The 19347-nt window shown below is 38.0% G+C and carries 18 protein-coding genes; 14 read left to right on the top strand and 4 right to left on the bottom strand.

The genetic code is table 11. From position 1 onward, the window contains the following. The first annotated feature begins 7 nt into the window (after positions 1–7). The 7 genes from ASG21_RS08290 (at position 8) to ASG21_RS20330 (ending at position 6888) form a co-directional block, all read left to right on the top strand. Positions 8–790: a DUF6615 family protein gene (locus ASG21_RS08290; RefSeq protein ID WP_056078184.1), complete on the top strand. Its 783-nt coding sequence runs from the start codon at positions 8–10 to the stop codon at positions 788–790. Further along, positions 790–1743 carry a DUF262 domain-containing protein gene (locus tag ASG21_RS20425; RefSeq protein ID WP_199767875.1) on the top strand — a complete coding sequence of 318 codons (954 nt, stop codon included), beginning with the start codon at positions 790–792 and terminating at the stop codon, positions 1741–1743. Before ASG21_RS08290 ends, ASG21_RS20425 begins: the two co-directional genes overlap by 1 nt. Before the next feature lie 101 nt (positions 1744–1844). Continuing rightward, positions 1845–2615: an HNH endonuclease family protein gene (locus ASG21_RS20420; RefSeq protein ID WP_199767874.1), complete on the top strand. Its 771-nt coding sequence runs from the start codon at positions 1845–1847 to the stop codon at positions 2613–2615. After that, positions 2599–5631: a DEAD/DEAH box helicase family protein gene (locus ASG21_RS08280; protein WP_056078181.1), complete on the top strand. Its 3033-nt coding sequence runs from the start codon at positions 2599–2601 to the stop codon at positions 5629–5631. Before ASG21_RS20420 ends, ASG21_RS08280 begins: the two co-directional genes overlap by 17 nt. A gap of 23 nt (positions 5632–5654) precedes the next feature. Further along, on the top strand, positions 5655–6413 hold the full coding sequence (locus ASG21_RS08275) for a response regulator (protein WP_056078178.1): 759 nt from the start codon (positions 5655–5657) through the stop codon (positions 6411–6413). 179 nt (positions 6414–6592) lie between these two features. Continuing rightward, positions 6593–6721 (top strand): hypothetical protein, encoded by a 129-nt coding sequence (locus ASG21_RS20680; RefSeq protein ID WP_277814177.1) that lies wholly within the window; start codon positions 6593–6595, stop codon positions 6719–6721. 26 nt (positions 6722–6747) lie between these two features. Continuing rightward, a complete protein-coding gene (locus tag ASG21_RS20330; RefSeq protein WP_185113720.1) occupies positions 6748–6888 on the top strand; it encodes a hypothetical protein in 141 nt (46 codons plus the stop codon). A gap of 36 nt (positions 6889–6924) precedes the next feature. Here the strand turns inward: ASG21_RS20330 and ASG21_RS08270 are convergent, their stop codons facing one another. Then, the gene (locus ASG21_RS08270; RefSeq protein WP_056078175.1) at positions 6925–7326 is read right to left on the bottom strand and encodes a helix-turn-helix transcriptional regulator; all 402 of its coding nucleotides are present in this window, start codon (positions 7324–7326) and stop codon (positions 6925–6927) included. 135 nt (positions 7327–7461) lie between these two features. Between ASG21_RS08270 and ASG21_RS20045 the strand changes: the two genes are divergently transcribed. The 3 genes from ASG21_RS20045 to ASG21_RS08260 all read left to right on the top strand — a co-directional run bounded on the left by ASG21_RS20045 (position 7462) and on the right by ASG21_RS08260 (position 10061). Continuing rightward, positions 7462–7668 carry a hypothetical protein gene (locus ASG21_RS20045; protein WP_128414254.1) on the top strand — a complete coding sequence of 69 codons (207 nt, stop codon included), beginning with the start codon at positions 7462–7464 and terminating at the stop codon, positions 7666–7668. Positions 7669–7812: 144 nt separating this feature from the next. Then, positions 7813–9435, top strand: a complete 1623-nt coding sequence (locus ASG21_RS08265) for a hypothetical protein (RefSeq protein ID WP_056078170.1) — start codon at positions 7813–7815, stop codon at positions 9433–9435. A gap of 350 nt (positions 9436–9785) precedes the next feature. Further along, a complete protein-coding gene (locus ASG21_RS08260) occupies positions 9786–10061 on the top strand; it encodes a DUF1294 domain-containing protein (RefSeq protein ID WP_157844524.1) in 276 nt (91 codons plus the stop codon). An 891-nt stretch (positions 10062–10952) separates the two neighbouring features. Here ASG21_RS08260 and ASG21_RS08255 read toward each other — a convergent pair. Then, positions 10953–11186, bottom strand: coding sequence for a hypothetical protein (locus ASG21_RS08255; protein ID WP_056078166.1), 234 nt, complete (start codon positions 11184–11186; stop codon positions 10953–10955). A 747-nt stretch (positions 11187–11933) separates the two neighbouring features. Here ASG21_RS08255 and ASG21_RS08250 point away from each other — a divergent pair. The 3 genes from ASG21_RS08250 (at position 11934) to ASG21_RS08240 (ending at position 16190) form a co-directional block, all read left to right on the top strand. After that, entirely contained in the window at positions 11934–13937 is a 2004-nt protein-coding gene (locus ASG21_RS08250; protein ID WP_082482400.1) for a BCCT family transporter, read from the top strand. Between the two features lie 356 nt (positions 13938–14293). Next, positions 14294–15088 carry an alpha/beta hydrolase gene (locus tag ASG21_RS08245; protein WP_056078160.1) on the top strand — a complete coding sequence of 265 codons (795 nt, stop codon included), beginning with the start codon at positions 14294–14296 and terminating at the stop codon, positions 15086–15088. Next, positions 15081–16190 (top strand): PAS domain-containing sensor histidine kinase, encoded by a 1110-nt coding sequence (locus ASG21_RS08240; protein ID WP_056078157.1) that lies wholly within the window; start codon positions 15081–15083, stop codon positions 16188–16190. The genes ASG21_RS08245 and ASG21_RS08240 overlap by 8 nt, the downstream gene beginning before the upstream one ends. A 157-nt stretch (positions 16191–16347) precedes the next feature. On the opposite strand, the gene egtB is transcribed toward ASG21_RS08240, so the two are convergent. Both egtB and egtD read right to left on the bottom strand, forming a co-directional pair. Further along, entirely contained in the window at positions 16348–17538 is a 1191-nt protein-coding gene (egtB, locus tag ASG21_RS08235; RefSeq protein ID WP_056078155.1) for an ergothioneine biosynthesis protein EgtB, read from the bottom strand. 16 nt (positions 17539–17554) lie between these two features. Further along, positions 17555–18532, bottom strand: a complete 978-nt coding sequence (gene egtD, locus ASG21_RS08230) for an L-histidine N(alpha)-methyltransferase (protein ID WP_056078152.1) — start codon at positions 18530–18532, stop codon at positions 17555–17557. Positions 18533–18942: 410 nt separating this feature from the next. On the opposite strand from egtD, the gene ASG21_RS08225 reads away from it, so the two are divergent. Further along, positions 18943–19272, top strand: a complete 330-nt coding sequence (locus tag ASG21_RS08225) for a hypothetical protein (protein WP_056078149.1) — start codon at positions 18943–18945, stop codon at positions 19270–19272. Positions 19273–19347 lie beyond the last annotated feature (75 nt).

The raw sequence follows: 19347 nt of genomic DNA, 5'->3' as shown, positions 1-19347 counted from the left end.
AATAACTATGAGTTATCTAGCAATGTCTCATCGATGTCAACTTTTTGAAGAAATAGCAGATAAGATTTGGAGGCGAATCTGTCGGAAACACTCTTTAGGTTTAAACGATAAAGAAGAGGGAATCACGAATGATATTATAGCTGATATTGTTGAATATCATCGTTATTATTATCTAAATAATTTTGATGTTTATGCGAGAGCAGGTTACAAAGAATCTATTACAGGTAGTGATATCGATTTGTTTGTTGAAACTGAAATTGATCAATATATTTGGTATCCTTTACAAGCAAAACTTTTGAAAAAAGATAGAAAATATCATTCTCTTTTCTATGCTCAAAAAGAAAAACAGCAATGGGAATTATTAACTGAACTAGAAAATTTTGGAGCAATTCCTTATTATCTTTTTTATAATGGTCTTGATAGTTTTTCACATCGTGGAAGAGATAAGTGCTCTAGAGAATATAATGAACGACAGCTTGGTTGTTCAATTGTGAGACCGTTGATTGTTAAAAATATTTATGAAAATAAAAGGCTTCCTGAATTTACAGATTTTCATATTACACATTCTCAGCCTTGGCGAGTTTTAGTATGTTGCCATAATCATTCAGAAACTAAATTTTCTTTACAAGAAATAGAAGATTCAAGTGTTTATTTAAAATTGGAAAAAATAGAACAAGAAAGAAAAGCAGATAATGAATTTTTCTACACTGATAACAGAATAGTCACAGCGTGTGAAAAAACAGATTGGAAACCAGATTATAGAATAATAGTAAAAAGAACTTATAGATAATGGAAATAGACGCACAAGTTAAAAGTATATCAAAATTAAAGGATTATTTCTTCATCGTTCCAGATTATCAAAGAGAATATGTTTGGAAACCAGAAGATCAGGTAGAACAGTTTCTAATAGATATCGATAATGAATATGATGAAGATGTAACAAAACAAAAAGGTTACTTTATCGGATCAATAATAATTGTGGCCAATAAAGAAAAATTTGATGTTATTGATGGACAGCAAAGACTGACTACAATAATTCTTACTTTATGTGCCTTTCGAGATTTATTACAAGGGGTTGATTTAGATAGAAAACAAGAGCAATATCTTAAAAATATTGAGGAACTTCTATCCGATTTTGATATGGATAGTGATGAAACTCAAATGCGATTAGAATTGCAGTATGAAGAAAGTAAAGGTTATTTGGAATCATTAATTTCTAAAACAGATTTCACTGATTTGAAGTCTCCTTCGATTATTAAGATGGAGCAAGCCTATTACAAAATCAAGAATCATTTAGAAACTTATTTAAATGATAGCGTTGAGTCAATAACCAACTATGCAAAATATTTTCTTACTAAAATAGAATTAGTTCTAATCGAATCAGAAAATCTAAGTAGTGCATTAAAGATTTTCGAAACAATAAATCAAAGGGGAGCTGGACTCAATGCAATGGATTTGGTAAAAAATCTTTTGTTTAGTAAAGCCAAACCTGCCGATTTTAATCATATTAAAGATATATGGAAAGAAATAGTTCACAATCTACAAAAATGTAAAGAAGACAATACACCTTTACGATTTCTCAGGTATTTTTTAATGTCCAGATATTATGATGGAATTTTAAGAGAAGATGATATTTACAAATGGTTTTTATCTGAGAAAGGTAAAAATGATACTAAATATGAAACTCAGCCACTTATTTTCGCCAAGGAATTAAAAAAAATGTCTAAAAGGTATCTGATTTAGTCATTGCAACTGAGTTAATAAAAGACGGTGGAGAATATCCTAATATTACCAACATAGGATTTATTAATAAATATAAATCGAGACAACATCTAATTCTATTGATGGCGCTTAATGAAGGTGCAACTACAGATGTTATAGAATATTTGGGCAAGCAAATAGAAAGTTTCTTTTTTTACAGTGTGAGTTTAGGGATTCAGGCTAAAAACAATGAAAATCAATTTACCAGATGGGCAATAAAACTCCGAAATAAAAACACTGTTGATGAAGTTGCAGAAGTTATTGAACAAAATATGGTACCTTATATCAAAGAAAGGTTAGGTGAATTTTTAGTTAAATTTCCAACTTTAACTCATTATCATTATAGTCCGCTTTATAGAGAAAGATATATATTGGGAATGATTGAGAATACAATACTATCAAAATCTAATTTTCCGATTAAAGGAAAAGATTATCTGTATAATTTACAACTTGAACATATACTACCTCAAACTCCAAAAAATGAAGTTTTAACTGAGGAATTTGAAAGTAAACACGATTATTCTAGTTATGTATATCGTTTAGGGAACGTTACTCTGCTTGAGTCAACGATAAATCAGGCAGTCAATAACTTCAACGATTTGAACAGCGATTGGTTTGAAAAAAAACAGAATGAATATAAAAATTCTGGAATTATTTCTACTCAACTATTGGATGATGAATTTCAGATAGGTGCCAATACTGCTTTAAATAGATTTAAAAATGATTACGGTTTCGAATTTAAAAAATGGGACAAAGAATCTATAAATCAAAGACAGGAGAAGTTACTAAATTTAGTTTTTGAAACTTGGAAGTTTAATAATAAGCCTATAAATCATAATGAAAAGTCAAACTAACGAACTCGCCCTCGAAACTGCCATAGAAAAAGCACTCTGCGGTATTTCGACAGAAGCTATAAAAAGCGGATTGGTTTCCGAACCAAATGAACCATATAGCAGTAATGGTTATCGCATTGGTTATCAGGCAGATTTCAATGCAAAATATGCGTTGGATGAAGTGCGTTTTTGGGATTTTCTGGAAACCACGCAAAAAGAGGAATTAGAAAAACTCAAACGCCAGTCGGATTGGAAAATAAAAGTACTTGACCGCTATGATAAGCTGGTAAAAAAGTATGGTATTTTGCGTCTGCTTCGCAAAGGTTTGGCGGTAGATGATGCGCATTTCACTTTGTTTTATGTGGCTCCTTTGCAGAACAGCAGTCAGAGCATCAAAGATAACTTTGAGAGCAACCAGTTCAGCGTCACCCGACAATTAAAATATTCGGTTGCCAATCCGCTGGAAGAAATCGATATGGTGATTTTCATCAATGGCATTCCTATTTCAACCATAGAATTGAAAAATCACTGGACTGGACAGAATGCGAAAGTGCACGGTGTAGACCAATATAAGTACAAGCGTGATATTACCCAGCCATTGCTGAATTTCGGAAGATGTATTGTGCATTTTGCAGTGGATACCGATGAAATTTATATGACCACCAAACTGGACGGAGCAAATACTTTTTTCCTGCCGTTTAATCTGGGCAATAATTTTGGGAAAGGAAATCCGCCCAATCCTTTCGGACATAAGACTTCTTACTTTTGGCAGGGTGTTTTGCGAAGAGAAAGTATTGCCAATATCATTCAGCATTTTGTAAGGTTTGATGGTGCAGAAAATGATGCACTGAGCAAAAAAACTTTATTCTTTCCGCGTTACCATCAGCTGGATGTAGTGCGAAGACTGATAAAAGACAGCACTCAAAAAGGTGCTGGAGAAACCTATCTTATCCAGCACAGTGCAGGTTCTGGCAAGTCCAATTCCATTACGTGGCTTGCTTATCAGTTGATAGAAGCCTATCCTGAAAGTGAAGTTGTTGCAGGAAGCAAAAATACCAATCAGCCTTTGTTTGATTCTGTGATTGTGGTGACTGACAGACGATTGTTGGATAAGCAACTTCGTGATAATATCAAAGAATTTTCAGAAGTTAAAAATATCGTTGCTCCTGCATACAGATCTTCCGATTTGAAATCAGCTTTGGAAAACGGTAAAAGAATTATTATCACAACGATTCAGAAATTTCCTTTTATTATTGAAGGCATCGCTGATATGAGCAGTAAACAGTTTGCTGTAATTGTAGATGAAGCGCACAGTTCGCAGTCGGGAAGTTCTGCCGACAAGCTGAATGAAGCCATTGGAAATAAAGGTGAAGATTCAGATGCAGTAGATTATCAGGATAAAATCCTTGAAGCGATGAAAGCCAGAAAGATGACTAAGAATGCCTCTTATTTTGCTTTTACAGCTACACCAAAAAATAATACGCTGGAGAAATTTGGGGTAAAACAGGAAGATGGCTCTTTCAAGCCTTTTCATTTGTATTCGATGAAACAGGCGATTGAAGAAGGATTTATTCTCGATGTTTTAGCTAACTACACAACGTACAGGAGTTACTATGAAATTGAAAAATCAATTGAGGATAATCCATTATTTGATACTTCCAAAGCGCAGAAAAAATTAAGAGCTTACGTAGAAAAACATAAGCAAACGGTAGGCACGAAAGCTGAAATAATGCTGGACCATTTTACTTCTTCTGTTGTGAATACAAAAAAGCTAAAAGGTAAAGCCAAAGCGATGGTTGTCACCCAAAGTATAGAATCTGCTATCCGTTATTATCAGGCATTGCAACAATTGCTGAATGGCAGAGGAAATCCTTTTAAAATCGTCATCGCCTTCTCAGGCGCAAAAGAAGTGGATGGTATTGAATACACCGAAGCCCAAATGAATGGCTTTCCGGAAAGCGAAACCAAGGATAAATTTGATGAAGACGAATACAGAATGCTGGTGGTTGCCAATAAATACCTCACCGGATTTGACCAACCGAAACTTTCTGCAATGTATGTGGACAAAAAACTACAGGGTGTATTGGCGGTGCAAACTTTATCAAGATTGAACCGTTCTGCCAACAAGCTGGCTAAAAAAACCGAAGACCTCTTTGTACTGGATTTCTTTAATACAGTGGAAGATATACAAACTTCGTTCGATCCTTTTTACACCTCAACAACACTAAGCGGTGCAACAGATATCAACGTTCTCCACGAATTAAAAGACAGTCTGGATGATTCAGGAATTTACGAGCACTCGGAAGTTGAAGATTTTAATGAGAAGTACTTTAATAAAGTGGATGCTCAGTTTCTAAGTCCGATAATCGATGTGGCAGCGCAACGTTTTGTTTCAGATTTAGAATTAGAGGAGAAAGCCAAAGCAGATTATAAAATCAAGGCAAAACAGTTTGTTAAGATATATGGACAAATTGCGGCAATACTTCCAATAGACTTCGATTTTACAGGTTGGGAAAAATTATTCTGGTTTTTAAAGTTTCTGATTCCAAAACTAAAAATTGAGGATCCACAAATTGATGCGCTTGATAAATTACTTGAATCAGTAGATTTATCGACATACGGTTTAGAAAGAGTAAAACTAAATACTCAAATTTCTCTTGATGACTCTGAAACACAGGTTGACCCACAAAACCCTAATGTGCGTGGTGCACACGGAGAAGAAGAAAAAGATGAATTGGAAAATATCATCAGTGGATTTAATGAGAAATGGTTTCAGGGTTGGGAAGCTACGCCGGAAGATCAGAGAGTAAAATTTATTTCTTTAAGCAAATCTGTACAGGCACATCCTGATTTTAATATGAAAGTTGCTCAAAATGCAGATGACCAAAACAGAGAATTAGCTCTGAAGAAAATACTGGATGATGTTATGTCGCAGCAGAGAAAACAGGAATTAGAGCTGTATAAATTATACGCGCAAGACCCATCTTTCTATCAGGCCTTTTATAATACAATTAAGCAGGTAGTGAATGTGAGATAATTTAAATTGATTAGAAAATTACTATGAATCACACTTACCGCATCGCCCTTTTAGAAGACAACTCCAGACAGCTGGAAAAACTCACATCATACCTCAGTAGTTTTCCAAACGTAGAAATTATAGTAAAAAGCCAAAATTCAGATCACTTTTTGGATGAGGTAGAGAAAACGCATCCTGAAATATTAGTAACAGATCTAGTGCTATTACATAGTTCTATGAATGGTCTAGATGTAGCGCAGGAACTTCGAATACCTGTCGTGTTTATCGGAGAAACAAAAGACTATATTAAAGACATAGAAAACCTGAAACGCGATGCCGAAATCTGCGTTGACCATATTACCAAACCATTCAGTGAAGAACAGTTTGTAAAAAGCTTCAGAAGATTTCTGCAGGAGGTAAGCTACTTTTCTCCCCCGCAATATGTGCTTTTAGATTTCAACAAAACGAAAAATAATAAAATTCGCATTGAAGATATTGTATACCTGTGTACTGATAAAATGGCAGGTTCGGAATCGAATAATAAGCAGATTCATTTTATTAACAGAAAGCCGGCGAATCTGATCGATTTTTCATTCTCAAAGATGGAAGACAAGGGACTGTTAAAATCCCAGTTTGTAACCATTCACAAGTCTTTCAGAGTCAACAGAAGATACATCAAAAAGTATCATTCCAAGACTGAATGTATAGAGATCAGCATTTTTGATGATATTGAGAAGACAAAATGTCAGCACCTGAAAGTGTCAGAAAATTACCAACCTGTCATAAGAAAGATGTTTGGTTAACCGCTGTCATTCCTCAAAAAAACGCTTTTATTATTACGCTTCCGCTGTTGTTTCCGGAAGCGTATTTTTTTTGTTTTCTGGATTTTATTTTGATGAATGTGTGGTGTCGACAAAAAATTAAAATGCGGTATCCGAAAAGCAGAAAGAGTAGGAAATTTTAAACAAATAATTTAAATATTATGAGTCATTCAAAACTTGCTGCAAAGCCAGCTTCACCATCATCAAAACCTGTTGTTCCGAATGGACCAAGTACAACGGGTAAACCCTCAGGCAAAGGAAGAGGAAACTTAAAGCCAAGAAAGAAGTAGTCATTATCCATTAAAAAACAAAAATTATGTCAGAAAAAATAACACCGAAAAATAACGCTGCCAATATGCAAAATGCCAACAGGGGAAGTTCAGGAACCAACCGACAGTACGACCAAAATCAAGGAAACCGAGGTAAACAGCTGAATACTAACAGAAATAGAAAATAACTTTATGAGAAATCCTGAGAGTAATCTCAGGATTTATTATTTATTCTCAATCAGTTTCTCCAATTTCTCAATCATTTCCCTCTGCTGTTCTAGCATTCTTTCATATAATTCAACCATCTTATCTAATGGATTGAATGTAGGAGAATTGTTGATAATACTTGCAAATTGCGGACTTGAATGATCATGATTATTAAATGTATTTGCAATTACATTTATAGCAGACTCTTCATCAAAATTCTGAAAAGCTTCAACAGGAATTTTCAGTACTTCAGCTATTTTTTGAAGCAGAGGGTCTTCAATCACATCTTTTTGTTCAAGCAGAGAGATTTTCTTTTGGTTCCACTCTTCGCCTAAGTCATAAGCCAGGGCTTCCTGCTTAATCCCAAGCATTTCTCTAAAGCGTTTTACGTTGCGTCCCTGATGTATTTTCTGTTCCATGTGTTTTTATATTTAACGGCTCAAAAATAAGCCAATTCTACAGTATTCGAAAGAGTAAAGTTAAAAAATAATCCGGTAAAAATCCTGATTCCGTGACTATATTATTCATATTTAGAATAAAATATCCCTCGCTGTATGCTACACTTTTCTGCCCGGCAAATTTTATCCTCCTATCACAAACTTCTCGATACACTCCGCTTCGCTGCGTTACTCGAAGTGACATCCTTTGAAATTCAGGAAAAAAAGGAAGGCAATCACACCGTCAATTCGAGTGATTTTCTGCAGCACAGCGAAAGAAAATTGTATCGGGAATGGCATCCGAAATCCAAACCTCTACCCTAGCAATTGTCTACCTCACCGGGAAAAGCAATCGGCTTACCGCCCATCCCTAAATTATCCAAAATCAAAACTATAATATCCACCTGAAAACTTGAATAGTACGTCAGCCCTCATGAAATTTGTTCCATAATCATAAAAAAAACCAAAATGGAAACAAAAAACAAAATCACCATTGCTCTTCAGAATCCAAAAATAAAGGATCACCTGGAACAGGCCTGCATGAACTACACAGTGTTACAGATATACTATCACCCAAAAGACCCGTCAGGATTTGAAACGTTTTACATCATCACCCATACAGATAAGGATGCTGAGAAACTCCGCGAGAAAGACTGGGTGGCAATAGCACTGTCTGAAGCAAAAATAAGGATTTACGTGTCTTACGTATCCAGAGTGCAATATCAGTTGCGAAAAGGATATCCGTTGGTTACCTATTATTGTCATCCCATATTATTGGTTTACTCAAAAGATGATTTAAAGGACTTTTTCAAAAACAACATCAGTGAAAGCAAGATTTTAAAAAAATACAGATCATTTCAGGAGTTATTTTTTCACGATCATGATATTCTTATTTCGGAAGCCAAAAGGTTTTATCAACTGCATACCCCTATCAGTGCCTATCTCACTTATATCAAATTAATTGAGCATGATCTGGATTATCTTGAATATGTCTTTACAGGAACAAGGAGTAATCATGAAAATCTGCATATCAGATTAAAGAATCTGCTTCCATATATTCCCGTGTTACAAAAATTGATGGTAAAGAAAAACGGACATACCTACTATCTGATTTCAAAACTGGAATCTGCCGTGGAAGCAGCGGAAAGCTGTGATGAAATGTTCATCAGAACTGAATTATACTCAGCTATCCAAAATCTGGAACTTCAGTTATATCAAATCATTGAACTCCGCTTTGAAGAACTGAAAGGCATGTTAAAGTCCGTTCGCCCTGCTTTGAGTACAGTAGCATCTGCTTCTGAAATGCCGATTGAAGATAAAAACCTGAAGATAACTGTTGAAACGATCCGGAAAATGGCTGATCCTGAAGAGATATTTCTTTTCCATAAAGGCTCTACTTGCGAAAACAAAGTCCGCACGACATTATATTACCTTTTATTGATTGGCGAAGGTATTGGAAATGCTAAAATTCTTCAGTTGCAGGATGCAGTAGAAAAGAAAACAAATCATGCCGTAAAAGTAGTTATTCTGAGTCACAGCAGAATTTCTGTTCAGGAAAATCTTTTTAATTACCAGCATCTGATGCGTTCGGTCATGACCGGGCAGAACAGAATCTATTCTTCAGATTCAATGCATCCGGAAATTCACTGGGAAGAGCCATACACGGTTGAGTATGGTGATATGGATTTATACTACAATGCTTTGCAGGGGTATATAGCCCAATATTTTTCTATGCGTACAAATATCGAAAATGATAACCGTCACGGTTTCATATCGGTCTTCGCCAACTGCTTCATGCGTGCTATGAGAATCTTTCTCTATGGTGCATTACATTCCTACATGCCACATCACCTCTCTGCATTCAGCAGTTGGAAACTTTGTGTATTTGCAGAGCCGTCTATAGAGAAAATTGAATTTCTATTCTCAAAAATAAACAGCAACTTCTACAGAACAATCGATAACGGATTAAAATTTACCGACAATATTGATCATTATGCAGAAGAAAAGCTACTCATTATGGACGAAATATTGCATTCGATGATGGATGTTATCAGAAACAAGATCGAAGAAAAAGGTCTGCAGAATAAATAAAATTCTTTTAATAAACCCCGTTACGTATAATTCTTTTTCAAACTGCTGAATCTTAAAATCGAAGCCAAAAACATAACCCGGGAATAAGCCGCAGATAAAGCATAGATAAAGCATAGATAAAGCGTAGATAGTGCGACTGAATGCCCTGAAAATATTACTACATTATTACCATTCTGATACAACTTCTGATTTGCTTTATGATTTGCTATAAACAGTGTTAAAGAAAGAAAGAAATAATTAATATTTATAGAACCTGAGCAAAAACTCAGGTTTTTCTGTGTTAAACAAATTTGCATTTATGCATGTTTCAATACTTTCAATTACCTATCTTGCAACCTCAACAGCATCCTATGGCTTTAAAATATTTCCTCCTCATCATGACCCTCCTCACCTTTCTTGCGTTTGGTTGGGATAAGAGACTGGCAAGAAAAGGCAGGCCAAGACTCGCTGAAAGTGTTTTGCTGATGCTTACTTTTTTGGGAGGTACTTTTGGTGCCCTTATCGGGATGACTTTTTTCAGACACAAATACGCCAAAAAAACATTTATCCTGAAGCTGGTAATGGTAGTTGCAGTACAGTTGGCTCTTATTTTTCTTTTGAAGGAACATCTGACGGATCAGCGGTGAGTGCGTTTTTTACCTTTTTCGAAAACGTGTTGCAGCTTGTCGACCCTTTCTTTTGACTGCTACAGCATTTTCTCATACTACTCTACCATTTTATCTGCCGATGGATAGACTACAGTTTTGTAGAACAACAACTTCTCGATACGGTTTTGTCAAAACCTACTCGAAGTGACGCTGTTTTCACGACCTCGAGATCACCCGTCAGTTCGAGTGTCCCGATGGCAATCGGGATGTATCGAGAACCAGTGAACGAACGAAACTTTTGTTAAACGACAACTTCTCTAAACGGTTTTTTTCAAAAACCTACTCGAAGTGACGCTACTTGGCTAGAGTGTTTTTTCCGTCAGTTCGAGTGCTTTTCGCAGCAAAGCGGAGAAAAATGTATCGAGAACCAGTGAACAGATGACTGTTTTGTTAAACAACAACTTCTCAATACGGTTTTCTGCAAAAACCTACCCGAAGTGACGCTACTTGGCGACTGAGTATTTCCTACGTCAGTTCGGGTGTTTTTCTGAGTGAAACGGAGAAAATTTATCGGGAACCAGTGAGCAAACGAAAACTTTTGTCAAACAATAACTTCCCGATACGGTTTTCTGCAAAAACCTACCCGAAGTGACGCTGTTTTCGCGACTGAGTGTTTTCTCCGTCAGTTCGAGTGTTTTTCGCAGCAGAGCGGAGAAAAATGTATCGAGAACCAGTGAACAGACGAAACTTTGTCAAACAACAACTTATCTATACGGTTTTTCTGCAAAAACCTACTCGAAGTGACGTTGCTTGCAGACTTAGTGTTTCCTACGCCAGCACAATACCATTGATGCTGAGCAGTGATGTATAAAACAAAACAGGCAACCTTTGCAGGCAGCCTGTTTTTCATATAAAATATTGGGTTGGTGTCTATTTGTAAAATGCGGGACGGTTACTGTAATGAACCGGACTGCAATAAGTGCGCTTAATCTTCACCTTTCCGGTTGCAAGATCATCAACAAGTTCTACATCAAAACTTCCCAGTCCGTAAAGGATGGAATGGAAGTAAGAGCATTTCTGTTCAAGAATAATTGTGCCTTCTTTCTGCACAAAGGCAAGCTGAGACTCGCTGTCGAGTTCAAGAAATTGATCGTAAGTATACATTGTGAGTGGTTTGCGGTGAAAGTATCAAGAACTGTGCCCGTACTGGGCAAATTGCACAAATGTGGTATACTTTTCTAAAAATTATTCACAGCATATTAAATTCTGCTGTGATTTACTGAAAATATGCTGAAGGAGTATTGAAATGGACTGTTGTCATTATCGTAAATTTGTCATTCGGCTATAGCTATAAAGTAATTTGTACCAATATGTTTGTCATTCTGAATGAATCTGAACTGCTGTATCTTTAATCTGTTGATAGTCCTCCGGAGCGATAAAATGAATGCTGGCTTTATCATAAAAAAAGAACATGTATTTAAATCAATAATTTACTTACCGTTTCTTTGTCATTCTGAATGAATTTAAATGTTTTAATAAGAATATATAATGTCTACATTAGAATCTCATATGGCTGTTGGTGCATAATTTTTAGTTAGACTCGAAAAGTCAGTTTTAGTCTTATACTTTGTGATGTCTTCGGGATTGTACAGCAAATAATTAAAATTTAAATCTTCAGATCAATATCATTTTTTAGTATTAGAATTACAGAATCTTGTACCTCATCAAGTCTAAAACAGTCTGTAAGTATAGAATCTGTATCGGTATTTAGTTTCCATTAAAGCGAAATTACCGTAAAAACATTTTTGTCCAATATTTGCAAGTGTACACTCCGGCGGACTGAGCCACCTTTTTTTTACACATGAATCTATTTTTAGCTTACATTTATATTTCATAAACACACCAAAAAGCATGAAACTGAGAACTACCCTGAAGCATGGAATTACCATTCCAAGTCTTATCTTTATCGTGGGAATCTGCCTGATTTCCGCAATCTATCCACGCCTGACGGAGGCTCTTCTAACCGTAGTGAAAGGATTTATTTTTGTAAATCTGAACTGGATTTATGTCTGGGCAGTTACCATTTTCGTGATTTTTCTGGTTTACATTATGACCGGCAAATACGGAAATATCCGTCTTGGCAGAAATGACAGCAAGCCGGATTATTCATTTTTCTCATGGCTGTCTATGCTTTTTGCAGCCGGAATGGGAATTGGACTGATGTATTTCAGCGTTGCTGAACCTATGCAGCATTATTCTAACGGTATTTTTGCAGGTAAACCTCCCATAGAGCGGGCTCAGAATGCACAGCTCTACACCTTTTTCCACTGGGGCGTTCATGCCTGGGCAATTTATGGGGTCGTAGGTCTTGCGCTGGCCTATTTCTCTTACCGCTACCGGTTGCCTCTGTCGCTCCGCAGCTGTTTTTATCCTTTACTTAAAGATAAAATTAAAGGAAAATGGGGAAATGTAATTGACATTTTTGCGTTGTGCAGTACTTTTTTCGGAATCACTACTACGCTCGGATTTGGTGTGGTTCAGATTAATTCCGGACTGGTGAAAATGGGTATTCTGCCGGAAACGGGTTTTATCTATCAGGCCGTTATTGTTGCCGTTCTTGTCACGCTTTCGGTTCTTTCTGCTGTGAGCGGACTGGATAAAGGGGTAAAACTCCTGAGTAAAATCAACATTATTGCGGTGGTAATTCTCCTCCTCTTTGTTTTAATTACCGGACCTACCGTTTATCTGATCGGAAGTTTTACAGAAGGTATAGGCACCTACCTCAACAGTTTTTTCTCCCTCACTTTTAATACCCACGTCTACGAAGAAAATACCCAGACCTGGTTTTATGACTGGACGATTCTGTACTGGGCATGGTGGATTTCATGGTCGCCATACGTTGGTTTATTCATCGCGAGGATTTCCAAAGGCCGTACAATCAGAGAATTTGTATCCGCAGTACTGATTATTCCTACTTTATTTAATTTTATCTGGATGTCTGTCTTCGGAAACAGCGCCATCTGGCTGGACATGAATGCCGCAGAGGGACAGCTTAGCCAAATGGCCAGTGATGCTGACGGACTGATGTTTAAATTCCTCGAATACCTGCCTTTTACAGATGTGATGAGCATATTTGTAATCCTCATTATTCTGATTTTCTTCGTTACTTCTGCCGACAGCGGCATATTTGTGATGAATAATATCGCTACCAAAAACGCAAGAATATCACCGAAATGGCAGACTGCAGGATGGGGAATTCTTCTATCCGTTCTCGCACTGATGCTTTTAAATGCCGGTGGACTCGCCGCTTTACAGAGCATGACTCTCATCACCGCCCTTCCCTTTTCAGTGATTATGCTCCTTTTTATTGTAAGTCTCATCAAAGCGCTGATGATTGATAAAAATTATTACGAAAGAAATTTTTCAAGTACCACTGTTCCATGGTCCGGTGAACACTGGAAAGAGCGTCTGAAACAGATTGTGTCATTCAATGATTCTGCTTCTGCAGACCTTTATATCGAAACCACAGCAAGAGAAGCTTTTGAAGATCTGTTGACAGAATTTTCAGCCAACGGAATTGAAGCGAGAATAAATTCCGAAGAACAGCCTAAAAAACTTGAAATCGAAATAAAATATGACCTCATCAACAATTTCATCTATGGTGTTAAAAGTGAGTCGAAAATTATATCTGAATTTCTTTTAAACGAAGAAAATCTTCCTGATTCTGAAGAAAACCGTGTTTATTTTCCGAAATCTTATTTTGGTGACAACAGAGAAGGCTATGATGTAAAACTGTTTACAAAAAATGAACTGATCTCCGACGTCCTGAAGCATTACGAAAGGTTTATTGATATAATATCAGAGGAGAAAAACAGTATATTTATCAGCAGTGATGCCAATCACAGGTTTAAGTGACGGGGGATGCGGATGGGTATGAGGGTTTGGGTTTGAGGGTTTGAGAGTTGTAGGGTGCGGGGTGCGGGATGCGGGGTGAGTGATGGGTGATATGTAGTGAGTTATTCGGTTTGAGAGTTTGAGGGTTTTAGGGTGTGAGGGTGTGAGGGTCTTAGGATGCGGGATGCGGAGTGTTGGTGTTGGTGTTTGGTGTGGATGACAATTTTCAAATTGTGATCAGTGACCGGGTAGATTGATCTTTTGCTTGGATTGTGGGGAAAATGGGATGCTGGGGCGTGGTCATGTAAATCTTTATGAATCTGAGAATTAATAAATATTTCAGATTTAATTGAGTAGATTTGCAGAAACTATACTCTATGAGCGTTCTCAAAAGAAATAATGTCACAATAAAAGGAAGCGGAGAGAATGTAATTTTCTTTGCCCACGGTTTCGGCTGTGACCAGAATATGTGGCGTTATGTTTCACCCGCTTTTGAGGAAAAATATACCACTGTGCTTTTTGATCACGTAGGTGCAGGAAACTCAGATCTTTCTTCCTATTCTTTTTCAAAATACAGCCGCCTTGAAGGCTACGCTGAAGATATTGTAGAAATTGCACAGGAGCTTAAAATCTCGGATGCCGTATTTGTAGGACATTCCGTAAGTGCCATTATGGGTCTGATAGCCTCAAAAATGGCTCCAGGCGTTTTTACAAAACTGGTCATGGTTTCCCCCTCTCCTTCCTACATCAACGATGAAGATTATGTAGGCGGCTTCAGCAGATTGGAAATTGATGAGCTTCTAGGTTCAATGAATGACAATCACCTGGGATGGTCAGCAACAATAGCTCCCGTGATTATGGGAAATCCTGAGAGAGGAGAACTCGCACAGGAACTGACCAACAGTTTCTGCAAAACAGATCCTGAAATAGCAAAACACTTTGCCCGCACAACATTTTTAACGGATAAACGCGATCTGCTCGGTGATTCAGAGATTCCTGTTGTCATACTTCAATGCAGCAACGACGTTATCGCACCGGTAGAGGTTGGCCAATATATGCATAAAAAAATGGTTGGAAGTACTCTGGTAGTGATGGATGCGACAGGGCATTGCCCCAATCTCAGTGCTCCCGAAGAAACAACCAAAGCGATAAGAGATTTTTTAAATGACTGATATTCCATCAAGTAATTTTTCTGAGGATTTTGAAGACTTTTTTGAATCTTCACTGTGCGGATTTGTCATCGCAGACGCCAATGGGAAAATCACACGAATCAACTCCCGTGCAGCCAAATGGCTCAACAGCACGCCCGACCAATTGGCTGGAAAACGCTTTTCTGACCTTCTTGCAGTTGGCGGCAGAATTTATTTTGAAACCCACCTCTGGCCTTTACTGCGTATACAGGGACATTTTGACGAAGTTTCTGTAGAACTCACAGATACCGGCAAGGGCAGAATTCCCGTTTACATCAACGGCTACGAGAGAAAAGACGAAAATAATAAACCCCTCTTTTTCCGGTTCACACTTTTTCAGGCAACGGACAGACGTCTGTATGAGGAAAATCTTCAGATGGCTAAAAAGCTTGCAGAAAAGAACTTAGATACAGAGCAGCAGCAGGCAGTTATCCGGGAGCAGTTTATTGCTGTGCTGGGTCATGATCTCCGGAATCCCCTCGGTGGAATTATGAGTGCTGCACAGCTTCTCACAAGATCTGAACTGAGTGAGCGTGACAGAAAGCTGATGAACATTGTACATTCCAGTTCAAGAAGAATGTATGAAATGATCAACAATATTATGGATCTTGCCCGTGGCAGGCTGGGAGGCGGAATCACAGTTACCCAAACCACCGTGGATCTTGAACAGCTGCTGAATGAAGTGAGCAGCGAACTGAAAGTTTCTGTACCGGACAGAATTATTGAATCTGATTTTAAAATCAGTACAACCATAGAATGTGATCCCGGCCGGATTTCACAATTGGTTTCCAATCTTCTCGCTAATGCAATAACCCATGGTTCATCTGATACTCCGGTACTCATCAACGCTGAGACTGCAGAAAAATTCTGGCAAATTTCTGTCACCAATCAGGGACGGAAAATTAATGAAGAAGCGATAGGCAATCTTTTCAATCCTTTCCACCGTGAGGGCACAGACTCCAATCAAAACGGTTTGGGACTGGGACTTTACATCTCTTCAGAAATAGCCAAAGCACACAGCGGTGTACTTTCTGTACGTTCGGATGATGATTTTACCTGCTTTACGATGCGGGTGGAATTGTAGGAGTTTGAGAGTTTGAGGGTACGAGATGCGGGGTGCCGTTGTAGCAACCAAAATATTATGTTGGTTAGTTTGAGGGTACGAGATACGGTTGATTGGCATTGCCTGTGATGATGGATGGATTTGGGGTTGAGGATATTGTAAGAATTTTGAGTGTTTATTATTTTGCCAGTCTGATTCCGGTGAACTGCCATTTCAGATTGGTCGGGAAAAAATTACGGTAGGTTTTGCGGCTGTGGTCGGGCGGGGTGGCTTCTGAAGCTCCGCGGAGAACCATCTGATTGACCATAAATTTACCATTATACTCTCCTACTGCTCCGGCTTCTTTTTTAAATCCAGGATACGGAAGATAGGCAGAATTAGTCCATTCCCAACGTCTTCCCCAGTCGAAATGGTCAGAAGCTACCTCCCACTCTGCTTCGGTGGGAAGTCTCATTCCCTTCCATGATGCAAATGCTGAAGCTTCAAAGAAACTGATGTGACAAACCGGTTCAGACAGGTCAATTTCCTGCAAACCGTTGAAGGTATAATTCATCCAGACTCCATCTACTTTGTGCCAGTACAGCGGTGACTGAGCGTTTGTCATTTTTACCCAGTCCCAGCCTTCTGCGTGCCAGTGTCTGAAATCTTCATAACCGCCAGCGTTCATAAATTCGAGGTATTCCCGGTTGGTAACCGGTTCGGTAGAAATTTTATAATCGTTCAGATACACTTTATGTCTGCCCAATTCGTTATCGAAGCAGAAACCTTCGCCTTTAAAGCCAATTTCATATACTCCTTCAGAGAAAGAAATCATTTCTACAGGCGCTTCAGTCCGTTTTTCTGAAACCTGATCGTTCGTGTAGGCAGGAAAAAGCGGATTGTGTCCTAAAATATATTTGATATCGGTTACCAGTAATTCCTGATGCTGCTCTTCGTGGTTTAAACCTAACTCGACCAAATCAGCCAGTTCAGATGTAAAAAAGCTACTTTCGAGAAAGTCGTTCATGTGACGGTCTACATATTCACGGTATCTGAACACATCGGCTACCGATGGGCGGCTTAAATTTCCTCTGTCGGTGCGGATTACCCTTGCTCCTAATGTTTCATAATAGCTGTTGAATACAAAATTGTACTGTTCGTCAAAAACTTTATAATCCGGAAAATGAGGCTGCAACAGAAAGGTTTCAAAAAACCAGGTGGTGTGACCTAAATGCCATTTCGGCGGACTTACATCTACCACGGGCTGCACTACGTAATCTTCAGTTTCCAAAGGTCTGCAGATTTCCATTGACCGGTTTCTGATTTGAGTAAATCGCTCCGAAGCTGTAAGGTTAAATATTCTGTTTTCAGGTGCGGTTTTCGTTTCCATTGCGTTTAGTTTTAAATTATACAGTCCAGATTGAATCTACAAACCATTCTTTAGAATCCTTAATTTCATTTACAATTCTGAACCACGATTCTTTAGCCAGATTCTGAATATCTTCGGGAGAAAATTTCTGTGAAATCTCCATATCGATGAGTTCGTTTTCTTTAAAACTGATCATGTGATTACCGATATGGATTTTCTGTGCCTCAAGACTGACCAGAAAACTTCTGCAGGCTCCTGATACAGGGTCATAGGTCTGATAATGTTTAAATTTATCCAAATCAAAGTCCGCATCCAGCTCACGGTTCATTCTTTTAAGTAAATTTAAATTGAATGAAGCGGTGATTCCGGTTTCGTCGTTATAAGCTGCCAGTACCGTGTGTGGATTTTTTTTAAGATCAAATCCAGTAATTAAAAGATCACCAGGAGTGAGTCTTTTTCTCAATTCCATGCAAAACTGTAAAGCTTCTTCAGGTGGCATATTTCCTATATTTCCACCGAGAAAAAGAACGACTTTTCTTCTGTCTGAAAGGCGTGTCGCTTTATCAAGCATATCAAAATAATCGCCTTCCAGAGGAATAATATTCAGTGAAGGAATTTTTTCGGAAAGATTTTCCTTCAGAACCGAAAGTATATTTCCTGAAATATCAATCGGCATATAGCTGAAATCGCAGTCGAGAGTACAAAGATGCTCCAAAAGGTATGATGATTTCATTGCATCTCCGGCGCCCAGTTCGATCAGATCAAAAGGTGTGGAAAAACCAATGGCAGAAACCAGTTCCTCAGTTTTATTCTTAAAAATATCCAGTTCACACTGGGTAAGGTAATATTCAGGCATTGCCATAATCTGCTGAAAAAGGCGGTCACCGTTTTTGTCGTAAAAATATTTGGAAGAGAGTTTTTTGGGATGAGCAGACAAGCCTTCAATAACATCTTTCAGGAAAGTCTGCGAAGTGCAATTCTCAGTGAGAGTCGCCGGTTCGCAAGGTGCATTCATAATAATTTGATTTGGTTTATTTTTCAATGCAAGTATCTTGCCGAGGGTGGAATGAATTTGTAAATGTGGTATGTGTGTTGGAAGGTGCGGGTGCGTGGTGCGGGATGCGGGGTGCGGGGTGCGGGGTGCTTCGCTCGCAATGATGTTGGCGTTGTGAGGGTTGAATTTGAAAATTATCGGGAGGTAATGCTTTTAATTTAGATAACACGAAAATTCTGAGTCTTTCGACATTAAAATTCTGTCAGCTATTTGGATGATTTTAAAAAGAATTGAGGGTAATGTTTCAGTTCCAAAATGTGTTGATGAAACATTGTCTAATACAATCTTAAAAACTGATTGGCGTTACCTCAACGTCGCCTTTCAATTTCTTGGCAAGCAATTTGTGTGTTTATCCCCAAAATCAAATCAATATGAAAACACCAGCGAAATTCGCACTAGGCATCGCAGCAGCAGTAGTGGTAGGTGGAATTACGGTACTTGGATTCCGAAAAAAGAAACCACAGGCTCCGAAAACTTTTACAGCACCGGATGGAAACACTTATTCTGAAAATCAGATCTACCGTACTGTTGACAACCAGTATTTCAAAAACGGTAAGGAGATCAAATACCAAACGCCTGCGCAAAGTATAGAAGATACCCACGGACATTTTGATCCGGCAAAAATTAAATCAGATTTTAAAAATCATGATGCTCCCAATCCACAGGTTGACTACCATCAGCGTGGTGTAAGACACAGATAAACGATACAGATTATTTTTTACTAAGAACATTGGCTTTCGGAATATCGAAAGCCAATGTTTTTTTTAGTCGAAATT

Origin of the sequence: Chryseobacterium sp. Leaf394, assembly GCF_001424105.1 — a bacterium.
In the GTDB taxonomy this organism is placed as follows: domain Bacteria; phylum Bacteroidota; class Bacteroidia; order Flavobacteriales; family Weeksellaceae; genus Chryseobacterium.
The sequence above is the reverse complement of the archived record's forward strand: the minus strand, read 5'-3'. Positions and strand labels throughout refer to the sequence as shown.